The sequence below is a fragment of the Pseudoalteromonas sp. MelDa3 genome, from assembly GCF_002863625.1.
In the GTDB taxonomy this organism is placed as follows: domain Bacteria; phylum Pseudomonadota; class Gammaproteobacteria; order Enterobacterales; family Alteromonadaceae; genus Pseudoalteromonas; species Pseudoalteromonas arctica.
Genome location: NZ_PJBR01000054.1, coordinates 1 through 22337, shown reverse-complemented (window position 1 = coordinate 22337; position 22337 = coordinate 1). Strand labels below are relative to the sequence as shown.

Sequence of the window (22337 nt, the reverse complement as noted above, 5' to 3'; positions counted from 1 at the left end):
TTTATTTTATACATGGCAATCGTGATTTCATTATGCGCAAGCAATATGCCGACATGGCCGCAATGACATTACTCGATGAACAAACAGTCATTGATTTATATGGCACGCCTACCGTTATTTTACATGGCGACGAAATGTGCACTCAAGATACTGAATATCAAAACTTTCGTAAAAAGAGTCGTGGCTGGTGGTGGCCTAAGTTAATGCTTGCTATGCCGCTTTGGTACAGAAAAAAAATAGCCCGTAATGCGCGAGAAAAAAGTAAGTTGAGCCAAGCTGATAAATCTATCAAAATTTTAGACGTTGTCGATGAAGCTGTACTTGCCACCTTTGCCAAACATAACGTTACTAATATGATTCATGGTCATACTCACCGCCCTGATGTGCACACCTATTCATCAAACGGTAAAGCGCTCACACGCACTGTTTTAGGTGATTGGTATGAACAAGGCTCTTATTTAGTGGTAACACCTCAAGAACAAAAACTAATCAACACGCCCTTTAAATAAGCAAAAAAACATTATTTTTTTAGTAATTTATGATGGTCTTCACTAAATTTATTAACTTTTAATGTTTTGGTGAGCTTATGGCTGCAGCGCTAGATAATTCATTTATTTGGCAATGTAACTGTGAACTGAGTTTTAAATTTTTCCTCACGCTGTGGATCCGATACTAAATCCAGTTGCCCCTTTAATATTCCGGTAACCCATTGAGAAACCATATACAGGCCAAGCCCTATATTTCCTTTACCACGAGCTGATGTGTGGAAAGGCTCAAAAATAGAGCTTTGTTGATTTTTTTCAATTCCACACCCTGTATCAGAAACAGTAATATTCACATCACCCTTTTCGTTTTTATAAACCTTAATTTCAATTTCACCTGTTTGATTGTGCTCAAATGCATGGTTAAGTGCATTCATTACCAAATTTTCTATAACTTGTGAAATAACCCCCGGTCGACTTTTTATTGTATAGTCATCATCAAACCGAGTAGTAATTTTAATTTTTGACGTTTTTAATCTAGAGTTTAATGCTATTAATAACTCTTTAACTAAACCTTCAATATTACACTTAATGAACTCTTCGTTATTTCTATCAATGGCCATTTTTTTAAAGCTTTTAACAAGCACTGCTGCTTTATCCAAATTAACTCTAGCTAAAGCTAAATTATCATCTAAGCTTAAAACGCTACTCTCTAGTTGAGACTTAGTTAAACCTGTTTTTATTGCTTCATTTAAGCTATTCATAACTGACTCTGCGTTCGATACTGAAATAATAGCACCGCCAATAGGCGTATTCATTTCATGAGCGACCCCCGCAACCATCATGCCTAATGATGACAGCTTTTGCGCTTCAACGAAGCTATCTTGTAAAAGTTGCTGCTGCCTAATGGTGTTAGACAGTTTATTATTAACAGAGTCTAGCTCTAATTTTTCAGCACGTAACTGCTCAAATAAATTGCTTAAAACTTTTGTATAGCAATATTCTCTGTATAAAATAAAGCCACCAATGGTCAAAAGAAAAATAGCACTTATTCCGGCATAACCTAATGCGACAAGGCGTATTTCAGTTATTAACTTATCTTTACTTTTTATGTAAATATAAATAACGTCATTAAGTGTTTCATTATATTTTTGTGAAAAAAGAGTCGGAAGTTTATCTAATGTATAAACATTTGAGTCAAAATGCCTTACCGTGTTTTCTTGTTGGTTTTGCATAGACTCCCAAAGTAATGGGTTATAATTAGCAATTGTTAGCTCTTGCATTTCTAGCATAAAGCCCCACTCTTTAGACCTATCATTGTTATAAAGCCAAAAACCATCTTTATTTACAATGTTAACCTGAGCATTATCTGCAGAGTAATCTCTAATTCGCTGAAAAAGCGCGGATAAATCAAAGTTAATTATTATTAGCCCATCAACAATATAATCACTTGAGCTAGTGCGGTAGGTTACTCGCATGGTGGGTACATAGGGTTCAACAATTGAACCATGCTCCATGTTTAAATCAATTTTTGATAAAAAGGAATCTGGCGCTTCAATGGCTATTCCTTGCCTAAAGTAATAACGCGACATTTTATTTTGAAGCTCTTTTTGCTTAACAACTTTTGCCTCACCGTTTTTAAAGTCAACTCTAAAACGTTCGTTCCCGGTAATATCAATCCACCGAATTTGCGAAATAATAGGCGATAATAACCCAAAATTAACGAAGTAATCATTTATGCTTCGTATGGATTCTCGGTCTCTAAACATATACCTGAGTTTATTCCCCCTTTTTAGGTTTTTGTTGTCTGCTAAAACCTGGGTTAATTTTTTTATACTACTTAACTCTTTTACAAATTCCGTTTGCACCAAAGACAGTTTATCGTCTTGATAATCTTGAACGAGTGTAAGCCTTGCTTGGTAAACTTGCCAATACACTAAAAAAGCGATAACGCCAGAAGCAACAGCAATAAATAATGCTTTTATGTAACTTTGCTTGTTACTTAAGCTTACTGAGTTGGTGTTATCAAACTTTTCCATACTGTTTTAGCCATTCAATTAAGTCGTCAAAAAACAGTGGTTTTGAAAAATAGTAGCCTTGAGCAACATTACACCCTATTGTTTTAACCCATTCACATTGTTCCCGGGTTTCAATACCTTCAACAATTATCGAAAAGTTAAACCGTTTGGCTAAATTAACAATCATTTCTAATATGTATTGGTTATTCGCGTTACTCTCAATGTCATTTATAAAGCATCTATCTATTTTTAACGTATTTGCAGGTATTTCTGTTATGTGGGAGATTGAAGAATAGCCTGTTCCAAAGTCATCAATACTTACTTTTATGCCCAACGCCATAAATTTATCTAAAGACTCTCGAATTAAATCATAATTACTAATTGCTTGTGTTTCTGTAATTTCAAGCTCAAGCATTTCTGGGGAAATATTGGCGTCTTTTAATTTATGAAGAATTTTTTGACAGTAATCAGGATCAACCAAATCAAAAGCAGACGCATTAAAAGCAATTGGCAAATTTACGCCTATGTCGCTTAACTTATGAATAGTAGAAATTATTTTATCAAAAACAACGCTGTCTAATTCACTAATTAAACCTGCTGTTTCAGCAAGTTCAATAAACACTTCAGGGCTTACAAAACTGCCGTCATCTAGTTGCCACCGTGCTAGTGCTTCAAAGCCAACCGGTGTCAATTTTACTAAATCCATTTTAGGCTGTAAGGCTACTTGCAAAGAGCCTGCCCCGATCACTCTTCGTAATCGAGCCATTAAACTGTAACGGTTGGTAAGTGCCTCTGTTTTTTCTTGGGTATGCTTAATATATTTTAAAGAAGCGCTTTGGCTATCGTTTAAGCTGGATTCAGCAATGCTTATTATTTTTTCAGGTATGATGTTTAAAACAGAACTTAGCGCTAAATCAAGAATTCTCAAATCAGCATATTGTTTTACGGAGGTAATTACACACTTTTGCCTAATAAGGCTAGCTATCATTTCGTCGGTAATATCAAAATTAGCGTTTACTATTAGGCCAAAGCTACTGTTGTTAATAATGGCTATACGCGCTGAATAACCATCAAAAATGGTTATTAGATTATTGTAAACCTCTTTTAAGAGTTTTTGGCAGAAGTCGTGACCAAACGTAAAGGCTTTTTCTTCAAACTGTTCGACTTCAAAAACAAATAAGCGAGTTTGATATTGCTCGTGAAGGTTCATGTTTCGTATTTCACGCGTGAGCCAATTTCGATTATGCATATTTAACGATACATCCGTATATGCAAGCTCAGTAAGTTTATTAAGTAAGGCTATATTACTAAAGCCTGTACTCACATTCTCACTAAATACTTTTAACAAGTACTCATTTTGTTCTGATATTTCATTGTCTGACTGAACAATAGTTATATAGCTTTCGCCTGTTATTTCCTTATTACAAAAATAAAAAACGGTGTGGTGCTCAGAAAAAATATGTGTCTTTTCATCTAGAGCACGTTTAAAGTCAGTATAAATTTCAGGCAGTAAAATATTATTATCGACGAGTTTGCCTTCGAATCCATCAAAACAACCATTAGCAGAAGATATATGCGCTCTAACAAGCTCTCCATCACTTTGGGTGGAGCACATAATACCGCCCCCCTCTGTCACATTTAAAATGTTACTTATCTCTACTAAAACAGCTTTAGAAAAAGACCGCATATCGTGTTTGCTATTTATACTTCTTGAAGCATCTAAAACTAATTGAAGACCTTTTCTGGCTGAAGATATTTGTGTGATGTATTTCCAAGTGCGAAGATTACTTGTAACTATAGATTGCAGTTTTTCTGCTGAAACGTCTGATTTATTCCAGTATTCGTCTATATCTAGCGACTTCATTATTTGCTGTTCGGGTGCAAATCCAGGTTGACCGGTCAACAAAACAATACGCATGTCTGCGTTACCAATCACTTCCCTTATGGTACTCACAAGCCTCAGACCTGAGTCGTCATCCTCCATAACAACATCTATAAAGGTGAGTGCTATATCTGGATGCAAGCTCAACACTAATGCAGCCTGAGAGACCGAATTAGCCGTAAGTATTTCTATTTCACAGTTATCCTCAGGCTTTATTTCTTTTAAGCTATTAGTTAAAGCGTGCTGATAATTAAGATCGTCTTCAACGGTAAACACCTTTATTTTTCTTACGAGAGTTGAACCATCTATTTCCTGCTCTTCATCAAATACAAACAAACTATTGCTGTCGGACATCCTACACCGCCTATTAAAAAGGTATCTAATAAATTAATAAATATAATAAATATTTATATATGTACCGAAGTACATATATAGTAGGAGGTGATTTTGGTTACGTCTAATTTTCAATGCCGTGACTGTGTAATTACAATCATCGCAATAAAGTACTGAAAGGGGTTATGCTGGAGTACCGCTATGAAATTTAAAATCTTCGTCTGGCGACAAGATAAGTTCAGCTTCAATTTTACCAAACTCAGAAATCCGCTCTGTAATATCAAAGTTGGCAATTTCCTGAGCTAAAGCTAAATAATCTTGGTAATGACGCGCTTCTGAACGCAGTAACGAAATATAAAAATCACCTAAACGCTTGTCAACATGCGGCGCAAGCTTTGCAAAACGCTCACATGAACGTGCTTCAATATAAGCGCCTACTATTAGCTTATCGACTAATGCATTGGGCTCGAACGTTTTAACATGACGGAGCATGCCTTTTGCGTAACGACATGGTGTAATACTTTGATACTCAACACCGTACTCGTCCATAATTTCGAGCACTTGATAAAAGTGATGCAGCTCTTCTTTTATCAGCAAAACCATTTTATCGATTAGACCTTGCCCGTATGGAGAACTCGATTTAGGAATTATTGATTTAGTGAGCTTATTTTTAGCAGCCAGATCGCGCCAATTCCCTTCTCGCTTGTAAATAAGCGTTTCAAATGGCTTTAGCCACTCGAGTAATGCATCACTACCCTCTTTATCTACCGCGTATTTACGTATTAAAAACATCGCACTTTGAGCTGCTTTTAATTCACAAATTAAGTGATCTATTAAAATGACTGATAAGTTTTCTTTTTTAATTGCTTGCTCCACCCATTGCTCTGGGGTGGTACACAATAAAAAGTTATTAATCGGCTCTAAAAGTTGGCTATGTGGCACGTTGACTGCTCATTACTAAATAAATTTGATAGACCGTTATTTTAACACGAAATTTTGCTTGGGATAAATCAAAGCCCTTATCTGCGTCTAAATGTTAATAACGAGTTAACTTGACTTTGCAAAATAAGTGAACCATAACTGTACATAGACTGTATAAAAATAAACCAACCAAAACAATAATACGTTCCTTTTATGGAGTAAGTACTATGATACTAAATCACCTCTGGGGCATTTATGCTCACCCACTTGAAGAATGGCAAACAATAGATAATCGCCATGAAAGTTTAACCTATAGTTTGTCGCATATTTTACTGATTGCTTTATTTCCTTCAATAATGGGCTACTACTCATCTGTTTATTTAGGATGGAGTATAGGTGCAGGCAATCCCGTATTTTTAACGCACGATAGTGCACTGCTAATTGCAGGTGCAATGTATTTTGCTTTAATAGCGGGTGTTTTTGCATTGGCGTATTTAGCCCATTGGATGGCGGTTACATTTGGCTCTAAACCTACATTTACACAAACACTTGAACTTGCAGCATATACTGCAACACCAGTGTTTATGTCGGCACTCGCCGCTTTTTGGCCTGTACTTTGGTTTGTAGTGTGTATTGGAATTATTGCACTGGCTTACTCGGTTTATTTACTCTACACCGGCGTACCAATACTTATGCATATCCCAGAAGAGCGTGGCTTTATTTACGCCAGCTCGGTAGTAACGTGTGGATTAATATTACTGGTTATTATTTTAGCTGTAACAGCTATGCTTTGGACAAATGGGATTGTTAGCCCAATGTTTACTTAATAAAGTTTAACTAATAGAGAGTCGTGTTTGATAGAAATGTTCCCTTTCTTTCCTTCGCAAAAAGGAGCTAATTAGCTCCTTTTTTATGTGTAACGACTTTTTATTAACTAATCATTAATCAGCTTCGTTTTCGTCTTGGTTGTGTATCTCTAAACCTGAAGACATCGCACTTTCGCGGGTGCTTTTTGCTGAATCGTTACGTAGCTTATCAATACGATTTAAATAGTTTTGATCAATATCGCCAGTAATATATTGGCCATCAAATACTGAAGTTTCAAACTTAGTAATTTCAGGATTTTCTTGGCTAACCGCAGCAATTAAATCTTTTAACGATTGAAAGATTAAACCGTCAGAACCAATACTTGCATTAATATCTTCTACTTCACGTCCGTGAGCAATAAGCTCAGCTGCTGAAGGCATATCAATACCGTATACATTAGGGAAGCGTATTTCAGGTGCCGCTGATGCAAAGTAAACGTTTTTAGCGCCAGACTCTCGGGCCATTTCAACAATTTGTGCTGATGTTGTACCACGAACAATTGAGTCATCAACCAATAATACGTTTTTACCTTTAAACTCGCGATCAATTGCGTTTAGCTTTTGACGCACTGATTTTTTACGCATCTCTTGGCCAGGCATGATAAATGTACGACCAATATAACGGTTTTTAACAAAACCTTGGCGATACGGTAAATCAAGTACACGTGCGATTTCAAGTGCTACATCACATGAAGTTTCTGGGATTGGGATAACTACATCAATATCTTTGTCAGCCCATTCACGTGCAATTTTTTCGCCTAGTTTAGTCCCCATGTTTACGCGTGTTGCGTACACAGACATACGGTCTATTGTTGAGTCAGGTCGAGCAAAATAAACAAATTCAAAAATACACGGCGAGTAAGATGCCTTATCAGCACAACTAAGTGAATGGAATTCACCTTCTTCTGTAACATATATAGCTTCACCAGGGGCTACATCACGTACAAACTCAAAACCGTCCGGTTTCAACGCAACGCTTTCTGAGGCAAACATGTACTCAGTACCTTTTTCGGTTTCGCGTTTACCAAATACAAGCGGGCGAATACCATTAGGGTCGCGAAAAGCAACAATGCCGTGGCCGATAATCATAGCAATAGTTGCATAACCACCGCTTACTTTATTGTTTACTTCGGTTACCGCAGTAAAAATATCTTCAGGGTCTAAATGCAACTTATCAGATTTGCTTAATTCATGTGCCATGATATTAAGTAAAATTTCAGAGTCTGATGTTGTATTAACGTGACGACGTGCTTCTGAGAATAACTGCTCTTTTAAAGCTTCTGCATTAGTAAGGTTGCCATTATGGGCAAGTGCTATACCAAACGGTGAGTTAACATAAAAAGGCTGTGCTTCAGATGAGCTTGAAGATCCTGCTGTAGGATAGCGCACATGGCCAAGACCAATTGTACCTTGTAGTCGTTTCATATGACGTGTGTGAAAGGCATCTTTCACTAAGCCATTTGCTTTGCGCAAGCTAAACGTATTATTCTCAATGGTAATGATACCCGCGGCATCTTGACCACGGTGCTGCAAAACAGTTAAGCCATCATAAATCGCCTGATTCACAGGGGATGTTCCGACTATTCCAACGATACCACACATGTAATTTATCCTCGCCGATTAACGGTTTACTGAATTTAAAAAGCTCGAGTTGTTTTCTAGGTACGAAAAGAACCATTCAACAACAAAGCCAAATTCTGGAATCAAAATAGAATTGCCCCACCAGTGCGTATTGGGTGCACCAGTAAAAGCATCAAGAAAGAAGAGTAACGCGCTCACGACCAACACGCCTCGTAGAGCACCAAACACTATGCCAAAAACACGGTCGGTACCCGATAAACCAGTACGATGTACAAGCTCACCTAAAATATAGTTTAGTAAACCGCCTAACAGTAGCGTCGCAAAGAATAATATGGCTATGGCCGCAGCATTTCTTAAAAGGGGTTCAGAAATGGTTGTTAGGAAGGAAGCTAAATATTGGTAAAATAAGCTAGAGATGATAAAGGCGCCAGCCCATACCGCTAATGACATTGCTTCTTTTACAAAGCCGCGTATTAAACCGATGATGGTAGACAATGCAATGATGCCAATAATGGCGTAATCAACCCAGATCATAAGAACCAATTAGTCGCTAATTTGGGGCGCATTCTATACCCAAACATCGTTAGTATGCAAGTTTAAACGGGAGATTACTGGGTTGTAGTCAATACAAAAAATTAACATTATAGAATGGGTATTGTGAGATAAAGATAATGGTAAAAACAAATATAAATAAATAAAAAAAGGCTTGTGATACAAGCCTTTTTTTAATTATTTTGTTACTTCGTATTGCGTAACTTTACCATTTAATTTAGTAAGCTCTTTCAGTTGGGGAAGCTGCTTTTGTAATTCATTTTTATCAAGCGAAGGACCAACAAATACCTTGGTTAACGTCCCATTTGGGGTTTTAATCGGTTTAGTAAACGTTTTAAACCCTTCAACTTTTAATTTAGCCTGTAATGCTTTTACATTTGCAACATGTGAAAAACTACCTAATTGAATAACGTAAGCCATACTTGTTAGGTTTTCATCACTTTTACGAGGCGCAATAGGTTTTGGTTTAGCCTGAACCGGTGCCTTAGTGATCGGTGTAGCTTTGGGTTCAATAGTCGCTTCAACAACTTTATTCTCTACAGCGTAGTCACTCTCATCCATAGCGTTTTGCTGCTCAAAAGCTTCATCGTCAGCTTGAATATCTTCAATTTCATCTTGTTTTAGTGGCTCAGCATTAGCCATGTTTTCATCAATTGACTCTTGAAGATCGATTGTTTTGAACTCAGGGCGATCAGGTATCGCTTTAAAGCCCTCTTTATAATGCACTTTTTCGCCATCGAGTATATTAGGGATAAACACAATTGCTGCGATCACTACTATACTTGTTCCGACTAAGCGATTAATAAAACTTGAGTTCACCGACATCCTCTCTATTTTTTAAAGTAATTAATAGCGCCGGCCACTGTAAAAAATGAACCAAATACAATCAACATAGTATCACTTTGTTGTTTTGGTAAAATTACACTCAGTGCCTGTGCCACACTATCATAGCTATTGATAGTATTATGATGAGATATACCCTGCAGCGCATTTTGTAAATTACTTGCAGTGTCGCCTCGCGGACCACTTAAGCTCGCTAATGACCACTCATCGACCAAGTGACTTACTTCTTTAAGTACACCCACTTTATCTTTATCAGCAAGCATAGCGGCTAATGCATGAATTTTAAAGCCTTTATCTTTATAGCTTGATAACTTATTGGCTAAATAACGCGCCGACTCAGGGTTATGTGCTACATCGGTAAAGACTAAAGGCTCAGCGCTTAACTGCTGAAACCGCCCTTCTACAACTAAATTAGCGAGGCAACTTCGTATGACTTGCTCACTAGGTAATAAGCTTAAAACACTTAGCGCAGTTAACGCAGTTGCTGCATTTTGACACGGTATTGCTGGCTTATCTATTACAAGATTATGTTCTTTATATTGCCAATTAAAGCTCTCAGCATTCTCTTTGAAAATAAAGTCACTGCCCGACAACGTCATATTGGCATTAATTTCTTTGCCGTAATCAGTCATTGTGTGAGGAATATTCAAATCCCCTATAATAGCAGGCGTATTTTCACGAAAAATACCGGCTTTATCATAAGCCACCAGCTCACGTGTATCACCTAGGTACTCTTTATGATCTAAATCGATAGTGGTGATCACGCTTGCAAAGGGAGTTACTATATTTGTAGCATCAAAGCGCCCGCCTAGACCAACCTCTAGTAATACATAATCGACCTTACAGCGTTTAAAAATTGCCAACGCACCCAAAGTACCATATTCAAAATAAGTCAGAGGAGTGTCTTTACGGCCTTGCTCAAGCTGGTGAAAAGCATCTATATGAAATTGGTCTGCCAGTTCTTCGCCATTAACTCGTACACGCTCGTTATAACGAATTAAATGAGGAGATGCGTAAGTACCCACGCTAAAACCTTGCGCTAGTAATAGCGACTCTAAGCAACGTGCAGTGGTGCCCTTACCGTTTGTACCGGCAATAAGAATAATTTTACTCGGAGTGTTTAAAAGGCCAATATTATTGGCAACATTAGCAACTCGTTCTAAGCCCATTGCAATGTTAGCTGGGTGAACACTTTCTAAATAAAAAAGCCAATCATCAAGGCTTGATGATTGGCTAGGAATTGTTTTTGTCATAGCGTGTAATCAGTAAAGCTGAAATTTACGCTACTCTATGCTCTTGTTCCGTAGAAGGCAAGTTCATAAATTTAGCTAAAATGCGTGCAAGGGTATCGCGCATTTCACGGCGGTCAATAATCATGTCAATTGCACCATGTTCTAGCAAAAATTCACTACGCTGAAAACCTTCAGGTAATGTTTCGCGAACAGTCTGCTCAATAACACGAGGGCCCGCAAAACCAATTAACGCTTTAGGTTCAGCAACGTTAATATCACCCAGCATAGCAAGTGATGCAGATACACCACCCATTGTCGGGTCGGTCATTACTGAAATAAATGGAAGACCTTTTTCCGTCATTTTTGCAAGTGCAGCACTTGTTTTAGCCATTTGCATAAGCGACATAAGCGCTTCTTGCATACGTGCTCCGCCTGATGCAGAAAAACAAATAAGCGGCATGTTATGCTCTAAACATTGATCAACAGCATCAACAAAGCGAGCGCCAACAACAGAAGCCATTGAACCACCCATAAATGAGAACTCAAATGCTACCGCTGCCACTGGAATACCTTTTAATCGGCCTTTCATAGCTACAAGTGCATCTTTTTCACCACTTGCTTTTTGGGCTGCACTGATACGGTCAGAGTACTTTTTAGAATCTTTAAACTTAAGAATGTCTTTAGGCTCATGTTGTGTACCAAGCTCTTGACGATCACCTTCATCTAAAAAGTGCTCTAGGCGCTTACGGCCACTAACACGCATGTGATGGTCACACTTAGGACATACGTTTAATGACTTTTCTAATTCAGCTTTATATAAAATTGAATCACACGATGTACACTTAGCCCAAACACCTTCTGGGATTTCTTTACGACCTGATGATTTTGTCGTTTTAGGTAAGATTTTTTCTAGCCAACTCATTTGCAACTCTCTTAATACTGTTCTGTGTCGCGAGCCTGCTAATAGCAATTAGCAGACAAATTTTTTCAATTAAAACATGAATTACACTAACGCGGTATAAAAAACTGGTCTTAGTAGTTAAAAGTGCTCATAAAAAGTACTTATACCACATCTATATCAGGCAAAAATAAAGGGCCTAAAGGTGTTTGAGGAATATTAAATTGCTCAGGGTAGTCAACATCCACTAAATACAAACCAGCAGCCTTAGCGGTAGCACTGGCCTTTGCGCGTTCTTTACAATCAAGTAGCTCTTTTATCCATATAGGTTGTTGTTTATGTAAACCAACATCCATTAAGCTGCCTGTGATATTACGTACCATGTGATGTAAAAATGCATTCGCTTTAATATCAATAATAACGTAAGTACCTTGGCGCTGTACCGACAGATGATGAATTGTTCTTGTCGGTGTATTCGCTTGGCAATGTATCGCTCTAAAAGAGGTGAAATCGTGTTTACCTATTAAGTACTGACACGCCTCTTGCATCTTTGTTTCATCAAGATGATGATGAAAATGCGTAACCCCCTCGTTTAATACCGCACCTCGTAGGGGGGAGTTATAAATAACATAGCGATAACGACGAGCTGTAGCACTAAAACGGGCATGAAAGTCATCAGCAACCGGTTGGGCAAAGCGAATAGCAATATCTTTAGGCATTAAAGTATTCATACCTAGTGTAAATGCGACCATATCGCGATCGGCTTGCGTTTCAAAGTGTATTACTTGGCCTGTACCGTGCACACCAGCATCTGTACGCCCTGCACATATAACTTCAACAGGATGATTACAAATACGCGACAACGCTTTTTCTACTTCTTGCTGTACGCTATTTACATGTGATTGACGCTGCCAACCACTATAACGTGCGCCGTTGTATTCAACTCCAAGTGCTACTCGCATAATTACCGTTTTACCTACTGTGCTAATGAACGAGGCATTTTATGCTATCTAACGATGCAATAAAAGGAGACCTGTCGTAATCAAACCAATACACATAAAAAAACCCGTATTTAGCTAAGCTAGATACGGGTTCTTATAAACATTTTAATTATTTTAGTTTAGCTTTTAAGCTAAGTGCTTCCTCTTGAACTTCTTCAGGACCTTTGTTAATGACATCCTCAATAACTTTAAGCGCAGAATCAAAATCATCAATTTCAATATAAGCACGCGCTAAATCAAGTTTAGCTGAGTAGCCACCACTTTCAGCATCAACATCCGTTGGGTTATCACCTGCAAGTAATGCATCAAACTCACTCAAACCGACATCCATATTAACGTCGGTGTAAGGTTCGTGTTCAAGTTCAGCGTCGTCACTTTCTTCTAATAATGAATCAATATCTACAAATTCGTCATTATCAAGTTGCTCAACATCACTACCTTCAACAAGTGACTCTTTTGTAGTTAATAAATCATCTGTCTCTAAGTCTTCTTTTAGCAAGCTGTCAAAGTCAACATCAAATTCACTGCTGTCATCAACACTTAAGTCTTCAGGCTCTGCTAACTCACTAAGTAATGAATCAAAATCAGTTTGCGTCAAATTCGACATAAACTCTTCATCAAGTTCGTCGTCAGAGCTAATATCAGTGCTACCCACTTCATCTAAGCTTGTTAACTGTGCTTCGCGCTCTGCATTTGTTTGCTCTTGCGATTCATCTGATAACTCATCAGTTAGCGCTTGCTCTAAACTATCTTCGTCAAATTCAGCATCTAATTCAGAAAAATCATTTTCAATTAAAATCTCATCATCAAAATCATTTTCTAAACTATCTAAATCAGCATCTGCCATAAGTGCGTTTGCTAAATCTTGCTCAGCTTGGCTGGAAGCGACTCCCGGTGCCTCACCATCTAAATCATCCCCTTGTAATTCTTCAGGGGTAAATGGCAACTCACTTTCTAATGTTTCTTGAACTTCATCAAGGTTAAGAGGTTTGATGTCATCTTCAATACTTGGTGGTTCAACAGAATCAACCTCATTATTAATTTCTTGAAGTAAATCATCATCAAGCGACTCATCTTCAATCTCCGTTTCAGTTTCTAATTCAGAGAAGTCATTATCAATTAATAGTTCATCATCAAAATCATCTTCTAAACTATCTAAATCACCATCTGCCATAAGCGCATTTGCGAGATCTTTCTCTGTTTGACTAAGTGCTACTGCATTTTCATCACCCGATGCATCTCCTTTAAGCTCTTGCGGCTCAAACGAAGGCTCATTCTCTAATAATGATTGATCATCGTCTAATTCAAGTTCAGGATATTCATCCAACTCTTCACTTGGCGTTACAAGCTCGCTATCAAGCTGCTCTTCAATTTCAGTAAGATCTGAGTCATCGTCGCCCGCTAGCGGATCGTCACCAAGATCAACTTCTATTTCTTCAAGATCATCATCAAGCTCATCTAAAGACCAATCAGGTGTTTCTATATAGTCGTCATCAGTGGCCTGTTGTAGCTCACTTAAAAGCTCATCAACGCTCTTTAAAGTATCATCTGTATATTCTTCAAGTGCATCTTCAGGATCAAGAAGCGACTCTGATGTGTCTGAAAAATCATCAACCGTTACATCTATAAGTTCAGGTTCTTCTTTAAGCTCAGGTTCTTCTTCAAGCTCAGGCTTATCGTCAAGCTCAGGTTCTTCTGCAAGTTCAGGCTCATCGTCAAGCTCTGGCTCATCGTAAAGCTCGGGCTCTTCTGCGAGTTCAGGCTCTTCTTCAAGCGCAGGCTCTTCTTTAAGCTCAGGCTCTTCTTCAAGCTTAGGCTCTTCTTCAAGCTCAGGCTCATCGTAAAGCTCTGGCTCTTCTTCAAGCTCTGGCTCTTCTTCAAGCTCAGGCTCTTCTTTAAGCTCAGGCTCTTCTTTAAGCTCAGGTTCTTCTTTAAGCTCAGGTTCTTCTTCAAACTTAGGCTCTTCTTCAAGCTCAGGCTCTTCTTCAAGCTCAGGTTCTTCTTCAAGCTCAGGCTCTTCTTCAAGCTCAGGCTCTTCTTCAAGCTCAGGCTCTTCTTCAAGCTCTGGCTCTTCTTCAAGCTCTGGCTCTTCTTCAAGCTCTGGCTCTTCTTCAAGCTCTGGCTCTTCTTCAAGTTCTGGCTCTTCTTCAAGCTCTAGTTTTTCTGCAAGTTCAGGCTCTTCTTCAAGCTCTGGCTCTTCATTTAATGATGAAGCAAGCGACTCAATATCATCAACATTTAATTCTTCTTGAGCATCTGCTAAATCCTCAACTGAGTCTGCTAATGCATTATCAATTTCTGAATCTCTTACATCTGAATTTTTTAGTTCATCATCAATTAGGTTATCTATGTCGTCTAAATCAAAGTCGTCACTTTCCTCAACTAATGATTTATCTGCAGTATCAACCGCTGCCTCATCAATTAAGCTATCTATGTCGTCTAAATCAAAGTCGTCACTTTCCTCAACTAATGAATCATTTGCAGTATCAACTGCTGCCTCATCAATTAGGTTATCTATGTCGTCTAAATCAAAGTCATCACTTTCCTCAACTAATGAATCATTTGCAGTATCAACCGCTGCCTCATCAATTAAGATATCTATGTCGTCTAAATCAAAGTCGTCACTTTCCTCAACTAATGAATCATTTGCAGTATCAACCGCTGCCTCATCAATTAAGCTATCTATGTCGTCTAAATCAAAGTCGTCACTTTCCTCAACTAATGAATCATCTGCAGTGTCAACCGCTGCCTCATCAATTAAGCTATCTATGTCGTCTAAATCAAAGTCGTCACTTTCCTCAACTAATGAATCATCTGCAGTGTCAACCGCTGCTTCATCAATTAAGCTATCTATGTCATCTAAATCAAAATCGTCGCTTTCCTCAACTAATGAATCATCTGCAGTGTCAACCGCTGCTTCATCAATTAAGCTATCTATGTCATCTAAATCAAAATCGTCGCTTTCTTCTAGAAGTTCATCTTCGTCGAGTAACTCTGCATCAATTGAGTCATCTGCCACATCACTTTTTGGGTCATTCGCTTCATCAATTAAGCTATCTATATCGTCTAAATCAAAGTCGTCGCTTGTATCAAGTTCAGCTGAAGTGTTATTTGAGGTATCTAATTCTGTTGATGTTTTATCTAATAATTCATCTATATCAAAATTATCATCATCTGCAAGCTCCTCACTTAAAGCCGCCATTTCATCATGAGACTCTAAGCTATCATCCTCTAAAGCTTCGCTTGTTTGCGGTGCATCAAACTCAGGTAGACTATCGTCTTCATCAAACAAGCTATCTAAATCGTCATTAGTTAGAATTTCATCATTGTTTATTGAGTCATCAGATAAGTCTAAATCAATATCTTCAGCGTTTTCATCTGAAGGTTGATCAAACCCTTGCTGCATAAAAATATCGAGTTCATCATCGTCATCGGTATTTTCATCATCAAAAACAATGTCATCACTTAGTAGACTTTCAAGCTCATCCTGATCGAGTAAATTCTCACCACCTGAAAAATCATCTAGGCCGTCATCTAAATCATCATCAGGCAACATATCATTTTCAAGATTATCATCAAGTTGAACACTCAAGTCATCTAAAGGGTCGGGTACAATTGGATCGTCATTTAAACTTGGACCTAAATCATCATCGCCAGTGTAAATTGGGGTTTGTGGTAAAAAGTCATCATCGTTTTGTGGCTCTTCTTGATTACTTGCTCGTTTGCGTAAAAACATAACAATTGCAAAAATAATCAGTAGCCCAGGAATAAACATTAATAAACCCAGCACTATCGGATTTGAAAATAATGAGCTTAAATCAAACGATTCTTTTGGTACTATCTCTTGTTTTTTTTGTTGTGCAATAATCTCGTTTTGCTTAACAATTAGTTCTTTTAATTGATTTTGAATTTCACTGTCTTGTCCTAACTGTAAGCGTAAGTTTTCGAGTTCGTTTGAAATACCTGATAATTGTTTTTTAAGATTATTATTCTCAACTAAAATTTCTTCTACATTGCTTACAGAATTTTTAAATTGTTGTTGTAACTCAACCAGCTTAGTACTTTGCTCTGTTTTTATTTCATTTAATTCTTTCTGTATCTCTTTTTTGGCATCGTCTACGTCGACTTTACGAGCTTGGGTTACTTTTGTTTGTGCTGAGGTAATTTCGCTTTGCGTAAGTGTGCCATTTTTTTTCTTTTCCCATAATGCATCATCTTGCTCTGAGCGTTGTTTTGCAAGCTGTGTATTTACACCTTTTATTTCGGCTAAAGTAGGGATTTTTAAATAGGCACCATTTTGAATATGATTAAGATTTTGTTCTAAAAATGAGTTGGGGTTTTTGTTATACAAGGCCTGCATAACTTGATAAATGCTGACGGAGTTATCTGGGCGCACTTTAGCCGCTATACGCCAAAGTGTGTCTGTTGGTTTAATTGGCCCAATAGATCGCCCTTGCGCACCATAGTCAACGCCTTTAGGCCCCTTTAATTGGGTACTGTCTTGAGAGTAAACTGGCGTTACTATCAATGCAGACGCTAATATAATAAGTGTAACTAAACCGCGCATGCTGATCCTTTAATATTTAAATATTAACAAAACACTTAAAGCTTAAGTGCATAAATATTGTTGATTATTGCTGTTATCAGCCAAATGACTGACTCGCATTTATTATTACAATCTATTTTTATTGCAAGCTCTATTCCAATTACAAACTATAAACCAGTTAAGGCTTAATATCCATCGCAACACCTTGAAAATAAATGCCTTAAAACATCTTTATAAATATTAATTTATTGAGTGTTATCAATCAGTTTTTATACTTTTAAAAATAAACGGCAAAAAATTGACAAGCTCTATAAACAAAAAGCGGCAAACAAATAATGTTTACCGCTTCTAAAGTGTGTTTAGCGCTATTAACTATTACATGTAATTAGCAATAAGCTCTTCTGCAATTTGAATACTGTTAGTTGCAGCACCTTTGCGAGTGTTATCACTTACAACCCACATGTTTAATCCATGAGGGTGAGAAATATCAGCACGTAATCGGCCTATATAAACAGTATCGTTACCACTAGCGTCAGAAACTGCTGTTGGGTAATCACCTTCATCATCAATTAGCTCGACACCAGGCGCGTCTTTTAAAAGTTGCTTAACGTGTTCAAAGTCATAAGGCATGCGCGTTTCAATATTAATTGATTCTGAGTGACCAAAAAACACGGGAACACGTACACATGTAGGATTTACTGCAATAGTGGTATCACCCAAAATTTTATGAGTTTCATTTACCATTTTCATTTCTTCGCGTGTATAGCCATTATCCTCAAAGCTATCAATTTGAGGAATAACGTTAAATGCAATTTGCTTTGGAAATACTTTATTATCCATAGGGCGTGCATTCATCAAGTTAGCTGTTTGCTTTGCAAGTTCATCAACCGCTTCTTTACCTGCGCCCGATACAGCTTGGTAAGTAGATACGTTAATACGGTCTATTCCGTAAGCATCATAAATTGGTTTAAGTGCTAACATCATCTGAATAGTTGAACAGTTAGGGTTAGCAATAATATTACGATTCCTAAAATCAGCTAGGCTTGAAGCATTAACTTCTGGCACCACTAGTGGGATTTCAAAATCATTTCTAAAGTGCGATGTATTATCGATTACAATACAGCCGGCATCAGCAGCAATAGGAGCATATTTTTCAGATACACTACCACCAGCAGAAAACAAACCTATATGCGCTTGGCTAAAATCAAAGCCTTCAACGTCAAGTACTTCAATGGTCTCACCACGAAACTTTATGTCTTCACCTGCGCTGCGGCTGCTCGCAAGTAAAAAAAGCTGATCTACAGGAAACTTACGATCTGCTAGCGTTTCAATGATTTGACGGCCTACTAAACCAGTAGCGCCAAGTACGGCAACGTTATATTTTTGCGACATATTTCTTCCTCTATAAACGACATTAAAACAACATCGTTAGTTAAATAATTATTTAGCTATGCTAAAGCCTAGTTGACTAAGTGCTGCTAGCTGTGGGCTATCACCTTGTAGGAATAAGGTGCTAAATTCTCGCCTTACCGGATAGTTTTTACGTAAACTATCAAAGCCCTCACCTTCTAAATGACGAAGTAAAATTCCGTCATCGCGGCGTACGTCATAAATTAAATGCACCAAACGGGCAATATCTTGCTCGCTTAGGCTTTGCGTAACAGTTGCATGTGTAATAGCAGGTATTGGTAAAAAATCATCCAACGATTTACTCACCTCTACACCTTTTAGGTCACACAATTTTTGATACAACATTTGTGTACCTCGTGCTTTCCCCTCAAGTGTATGCCCTGCGATATGCACACTGGCATAACGCAAATGCTCTAGTAATTCAGTTAGAATATTGGGCTCTTTTTCCCATACATCAAGTACTATATCTAAATCAGCCCCAGCTTCCATTACCTCAAGCAATGCTTGATTATCAATTACGTCGCCTCGGCTTGCATTAATTAGCGTGGTTCCTGGCTTAAGTGCTTGTAATCGCTCTTTATTCATCATGTGCAGCGTTTTGTGCTCGCCACCTTTAATAAGTGGAACATGAAAAGTAACAACATCTGATTGCGCTAATAACTCATCAAGCGCTACATGCTCTTGTAGTAAGCCCTGTTCGTGCTTAATTGGATCGCATAACAGTACGTCGACATTTAATGCTTTTAATTTTTGCGACAAACACGTGCCAATGTTACCCATTCCTACAATACCAATTGTTTGACCACACAATGGGCGCGCATTTTCTTGGCTTAATGCAAATAAACTACTAATTACATATTCAGCTACAGCAACTGCATTACAACCAGGAGCACTGGTAAAAGCAATATTTCTATCATGTAGTAATTGCGTATCAATATGGTCAATGCCAATTGTGGCAGTGCCCACAAAGCTCAGCTTGTTAGCTTGTGCCAATAGTTCATGATTAACATTAGTCACTGAACGAGTAAGGAGTACATCTACATTTATTAATTGTTCAGGCGTTAATTTACGACCATCAAAACGCTCAACCTCACCAAAGTCTGCAAAGTACTGCTCAACTAAAGGCATATTTTGATCGGCAAGAATTTTCATCACTGAGTCCGTTTGGCAATTAAGTGGCGCCATTGTAACGAACAACCAAGCCTTTACACAAACTAAAAAGGCGCATTTTAGCTGATACAAATACTTAAAAGTGGTTATGTTGATTGTTTTAAATCAGCAATTTAAATTAGGGATTTAAATTATGTGGATAATAATTTTACTATTGAATATATAAAGGCCGAATCACAGCATGATTCGGCCTTTGTTATGAAAAATAAACTTCAATTACATTGAATTTTATTTACTTGATTTTAGTTTATAGCTCAAAATCTTTTTTGAATTTCAAACCAAATTCACTGCGGTCATTACTACGCATTACACCAACAAAACCTGATTGTTGTAGGCGACCAACATCGTAAACTTCGTTTAGAACGTTTTCACCATACAGTGTAACTTCCATATCGCCATATGGATTAGTGTACGAAATATTAAAACCAACTAGTTCACGAGAATCAATGGTCTCACTTTGGTTGTAAACTGATTGACCTTGCATTTCACTGCGATACGAATAATTAGCATTAAACGCAAGTGTTGCGCCACTCTCTAAATCCATAAAGTAAGAAGGTGCAACCATGACAGTCCAGCGTGGCGTCAGTGCTGGTGAATCGCCTTTACCTATGCCTTGTACACCCTCAGCCACTTCTGTTATTTCAGAATCTAAATAACCAACTGCACTACGAATAGTAAAGTCATCGGTAATAGCAACGGTTGTTTCAAGCTCAATACCTTGCGCTTTAGATTGACCTGCATTTTCTACAATTGTTACAAAGCCACCACCCGCTGTTGGATCTGAAAACGGCAATGCTAAATCGGTGTAATCAGTCACAAATACCGCAAGCATCATAGATACATTTTCGTGTACTTGGCCTTTTAAGCCCATTTCGTAGTTAATCGCTTTTGTTTCGTCAAACGATACAAATTGATCTGGTCCACCAAATGGACGCGGTGGAAAACCACCTGTTTGATAGCCTTTTTGAATCTGGCCATAAACATTCATATTATTGCTAAGCTGATAAGATGCATTTACATCCCACGTAACTGCATCAAAATCTGCACTTACATATTTACGAGTTGGAAATGATGGGAATATAGCATTTGCATCTTTCTTATCCTTTGAATAACGAAGGCCACCACCAACCGTTAAATCGTCAGTTAAATCGTAGCTGGCATTTATATATGCTGCATACGAATTAGTTTCTTGGTTAATTTCAAATTCGCCGTAACCGCCAAATGATTCTGTTACACCATCATTCAACAAGCCATTAGGTGTATTAAATGGGCTAAATACAAACGGGCCTGAACGTGTAAAGCCATCTTCATTAAAAAAGTAAAGACCAGATACAAAGTCCATATTATCGAATGTTGCATTTAGCTGAACTTCAAATGAGTACTGATCAGCACCGCCCTCCTCTGGAAACTCAGACAAGTTTAAAGGTGATGCATCATCATCTAGGCCACCTTCATACTCAGATGTACGGTAGCTTGAGATAAACTTAGTGGTATAAGTATCGTTAATTGCCCAATCGGCTGAAAACGATGTGCCCCAACCTGAGTAAGAGGTAGATTCAATACCCGCAACAGTTGTGCCTAAATCATCAGGGTCTGATGGAATTAAATCTTGAGTCAATAATGGGAAGTCGCCATTAAAAACATCATTTGAGTCTAGTGGGTCTGTCAATTCAATTGTATAAGGCGATTGGCCAGATTCGTTATCAACACCATCTAAAGAAAAAGTGAATGCTAAGTCGGTATTTGCTTGCCATTTAAGTGCAACACGACCACTAAATTCTTCTTCTTCACCAATTTCTTTTTCTGGGTTTGCTAAATGAACAGCTTCGCCCACACCATCACGTGTTTTGTACGATGCACTTGCAGACATACTTACATCATCTGTTAGTGAGTTATTAAAATAAACATCACCGGCAATACGTCCACGACTTCCCAGCTTAGCTGTAGTAGTAACAATACCTTCATCACCAGGTTGCTTTGTAATTACATTTACAGCGCCACCTAATGTATTACGGCCATATAAAGTACCTTGTGGGCCACGAAGCACTTCAACACGCTCAACATTAGGTAATGATAAGTTAGAACCCATTTGACGACCTAAGTACACACCATCAAGATACACACCCACACCCGGATCGGTAGTTATTATGTGATCTTGCAAACCTATACCGCGGATAAATACAGACGCATGCGCAGAATTGCCCACGCCATAGCGGGTAATATTTAAATTTGGAACATATTTACCAATATCTTCTAGGTTACTCATATTGGCTTTATCAATTAGGTTAGCGCCAATTGAAGTGATAGCGGTTGGAGATTCAAACAGGCTCTCTGTACGTTTACGAGCTGTGACTTCTATCTTTTCAAATGCGTCTTGTTTAGCTGTTGTTTTAGTTTCTTCGGCGTTTACAGAGCTAGTGAGTGCAGCAAAAATTGCTAGACTTAGCTGTGAGAGGTTACGTAATTTCAAAATATTCTCCAAAGGATACCGTGTGATTTAGTTATGCATTTATACTTAAAAGTATAAATTTCAGGCATAAAAAAAGATGCGTAATGCATCTTTCCTCTGGATGGGTATTATATGACAAAATTGTGAAGAAAT

15 protein-coding genes are annotated in these 22337 nt (G+C 37.9%); 2 read left to right on the top strand and 13 right to left on the bottom strand.

What is annotated here, in order from left to right:
* Nucleotides 1-509, top strand: a 509-nt coding sequence (locus CXF89_RS11510; protein WP_121954655.1) for a UDP-2,3-diacylglucosamine diphosphatase, incomplete at its 5' end; no start/stop codon positions are given.
* Between the two features lie 98 nt (nucleotides 510-607).
* On the opposite strand, the gene CXF89_RS11505 is transcribed toward CXF89_RS11510, so the two are convergent.
* The 3 genes from CXF89_RS11505 to miaE all read right to left on the bottom strand — a co-directional run bounded on the left by CXF89_RS11505 (nucleotide 608) and on the right by miaE (nucleotide 5657).
* Complete coding sequence (locus CXF89_RS11505; protein ID WP_121954653.1) at nucleotides 608-2521, bottom strand: sensor histidine kinase; 1914 nt, start codon at nucleotides 2519-2521, stop codon at nucleotides 608-610.
* Nucleotides 2508-4736, bottom strand: coding sequence for an EAL domain-containing protein (locus tag CXF89_RS11500; RefSeq protein ID WP_121954652.1), 2229 nt, complete (start codon nucleotides 4734-4736; stop codon nucleotides 2508-2510). Before CXF89_RS11500 ends, CXF89_RS11505 begins: the two co-directional genes overlap by 14 nt.
* Before the next feature lie 162 nt (nucleotides 4737-4898).
* Complete coding sequence (miaE, locus tag CXF89_RS11495; RefSeq protein WP_121954651.1) at nucleotides 4899-5657, bottom strand: tRNA isopentenyl-2-thiomethyl-A-37 hydroxylase MiaE; 759 nt, start codon at nucleotides 5655-5657, stop codon at nucleotides 4899-4901.
* A 206-nt stretch (nucleotides 5658-5863) separates the two neighbouring features.
* Between miaE and CXF89_RS11490 the strand changes: the two genes are divergently transcribed.
* Nucleotides 5864-6463 carry a Yip1 family protein gene (locus CXF89_RS11490; RefSeq protein WP_007580923.1) on the top strand — a complete coding sequence of 200 codons (600 nt, stop codon included), beginning with the start codon at nucleotides 5864-5866 and terminating at the stop codon, nucleotides 6461-6463.
* A gap of 114 nt (nucleotides 6464-6577) precedes the next feature.
* On the opposite strand, the gene purF is transcribed toward CXF89_RS11490, so the two are convergent.
* The 10 genes from purF to CXF89_RS11440 form a co-directional block, all read right to left on the bottom strand.
* Nucleotides 6578-8104 (bottom strand): amidophosphoribosyltransferase, encoded by a 1527-nt coding sequence (gene purF, locus CXF89_RS11485; RefSeq protein WP_007580920.1) that lies wholly within the window; start codon nucleotides 8102-8104, stop codon nucleotides 6578-6580.
* An 18-nt stretch (nucleotides 8105-8122) separates the two neighbouring features.
* Nucleotides 8123-8617, bottom strand: a complete 495-nt coding sequence (locus CXF89_RS11480) for a CvpA family protein (protein WP_007376853.1) — start codon at nucleotides 8615-8617, stop codon at nucleotides 8123-8125.
* Nucleotides 8618-8812: 195 nt separating this feature from the next.
* Nucleotides 8813-9454 carry an SPOR domain-containing protein gene (locus tag CXF89_RS11475; RefSeq protein ID WP_024590975.1) on the bottom strand — a complete coding sequence of 214 codons (642 nt, stop codon included), beginning with the start codon at nucleotides 9452-9454 and terminating at the stop codon, nucleotides 8813-8815.
* A gap of 11 nt (nucleotides 9455-9465) precedes the next feature.
* Nucleotides 9466-10731 carry a bifunctional tetrahydrofolate synthase/dihydrofolate synthase gene (gene folC, locus CXF89_RS11470; protein WP_024590974.1) on the bottom strand — a complete coding sequence of 422 codons (1266 nt, stop codon included), beginning with the start codon at nucleotides 10729-10731 and terminating at the stop codon, nucleotides 9466-9468.
* Between the two features lie 25 nt (nucleotides 10732-10756).
* Nucleotides 10757-11632: an acetyl-CoA carboxylase, carboxyltransferase subunit beta gene (gene accD / locus CXF89_RS11465; RefSeq protein ID WP_007376856.1), complete on the bottom strand. Its 876-nt coding sequence runs from the start codon at nucleotides 11630-11632 to the stop codon at nucleotides 10757-10759.
* Nucleotides 11633-11772: 140 nt separating this feature from the next.
* On the bottom strand, nucleotides 11773-12570 hold the full coding sequence (truA, locus tag CXF89_RS11460) for a tRNA pseudouridine(38-40) synthase TruA (RefSeq protein WP_007584098.1): 798 nt from the start codon (nucleotides 12568-12570) through the stop codon (nucleotides 11773-11775).
* Between the two features lie 148 nt (nucleotides 12571-12718).
* Nucleotides 12719-17176, bottom strand: a complete 4458-nt coding sequence (locus CXF89_RS11455; RefSeq protein ID WP_121954650.1) for a FimV/HubP family polar landmark protein — start codon at nucleotides 17174-17176, stop codon at nucleotides 12719-12721.
* Nucleotides 17177-17530: 354 nt separating this feature from the next.
* Complete coding sequence (locus CXF89_RS11450) at nucleotides 17531-18547, bottom strand: aspartate-semialdehyde dehydrogenase (RefSeq protein WP_007586655.1); 1017 nt, start codon at nucleotides 18545-18547, stop codon at nucleotides 17531-17533.
* Between the two features lie 48 nt (nucleotides 18548-18595).
* A complete protein-coding gene (locus tag CXF89_RS11445; RefSeq protein ID WP_121954654.1) occupies nucleotides 18596-19717 on the bottom strand; it encodes a 4-phosphoerythronate dehydrogenase in 1122 nt (373 codons plus the stop codon).
* A 265-nt stretch (nucleotides 19718-19982) separates the two neighbouring features.
* The gene (locus CXF89_RS11440; protein ID WP_121954649.1) at nucleotides 19983-22205 is read right to left on the bottom strand and encodes a TonB-dependent receptor; all 2223 of its coding nucleotides are present in this window, start codon (nucleotides 22203-22205) and stop codon (nucleotides 19983-19985) included.
* Between the last annotated feature and the right edge of the window lie 132 nt (nucleotides 22206-22337).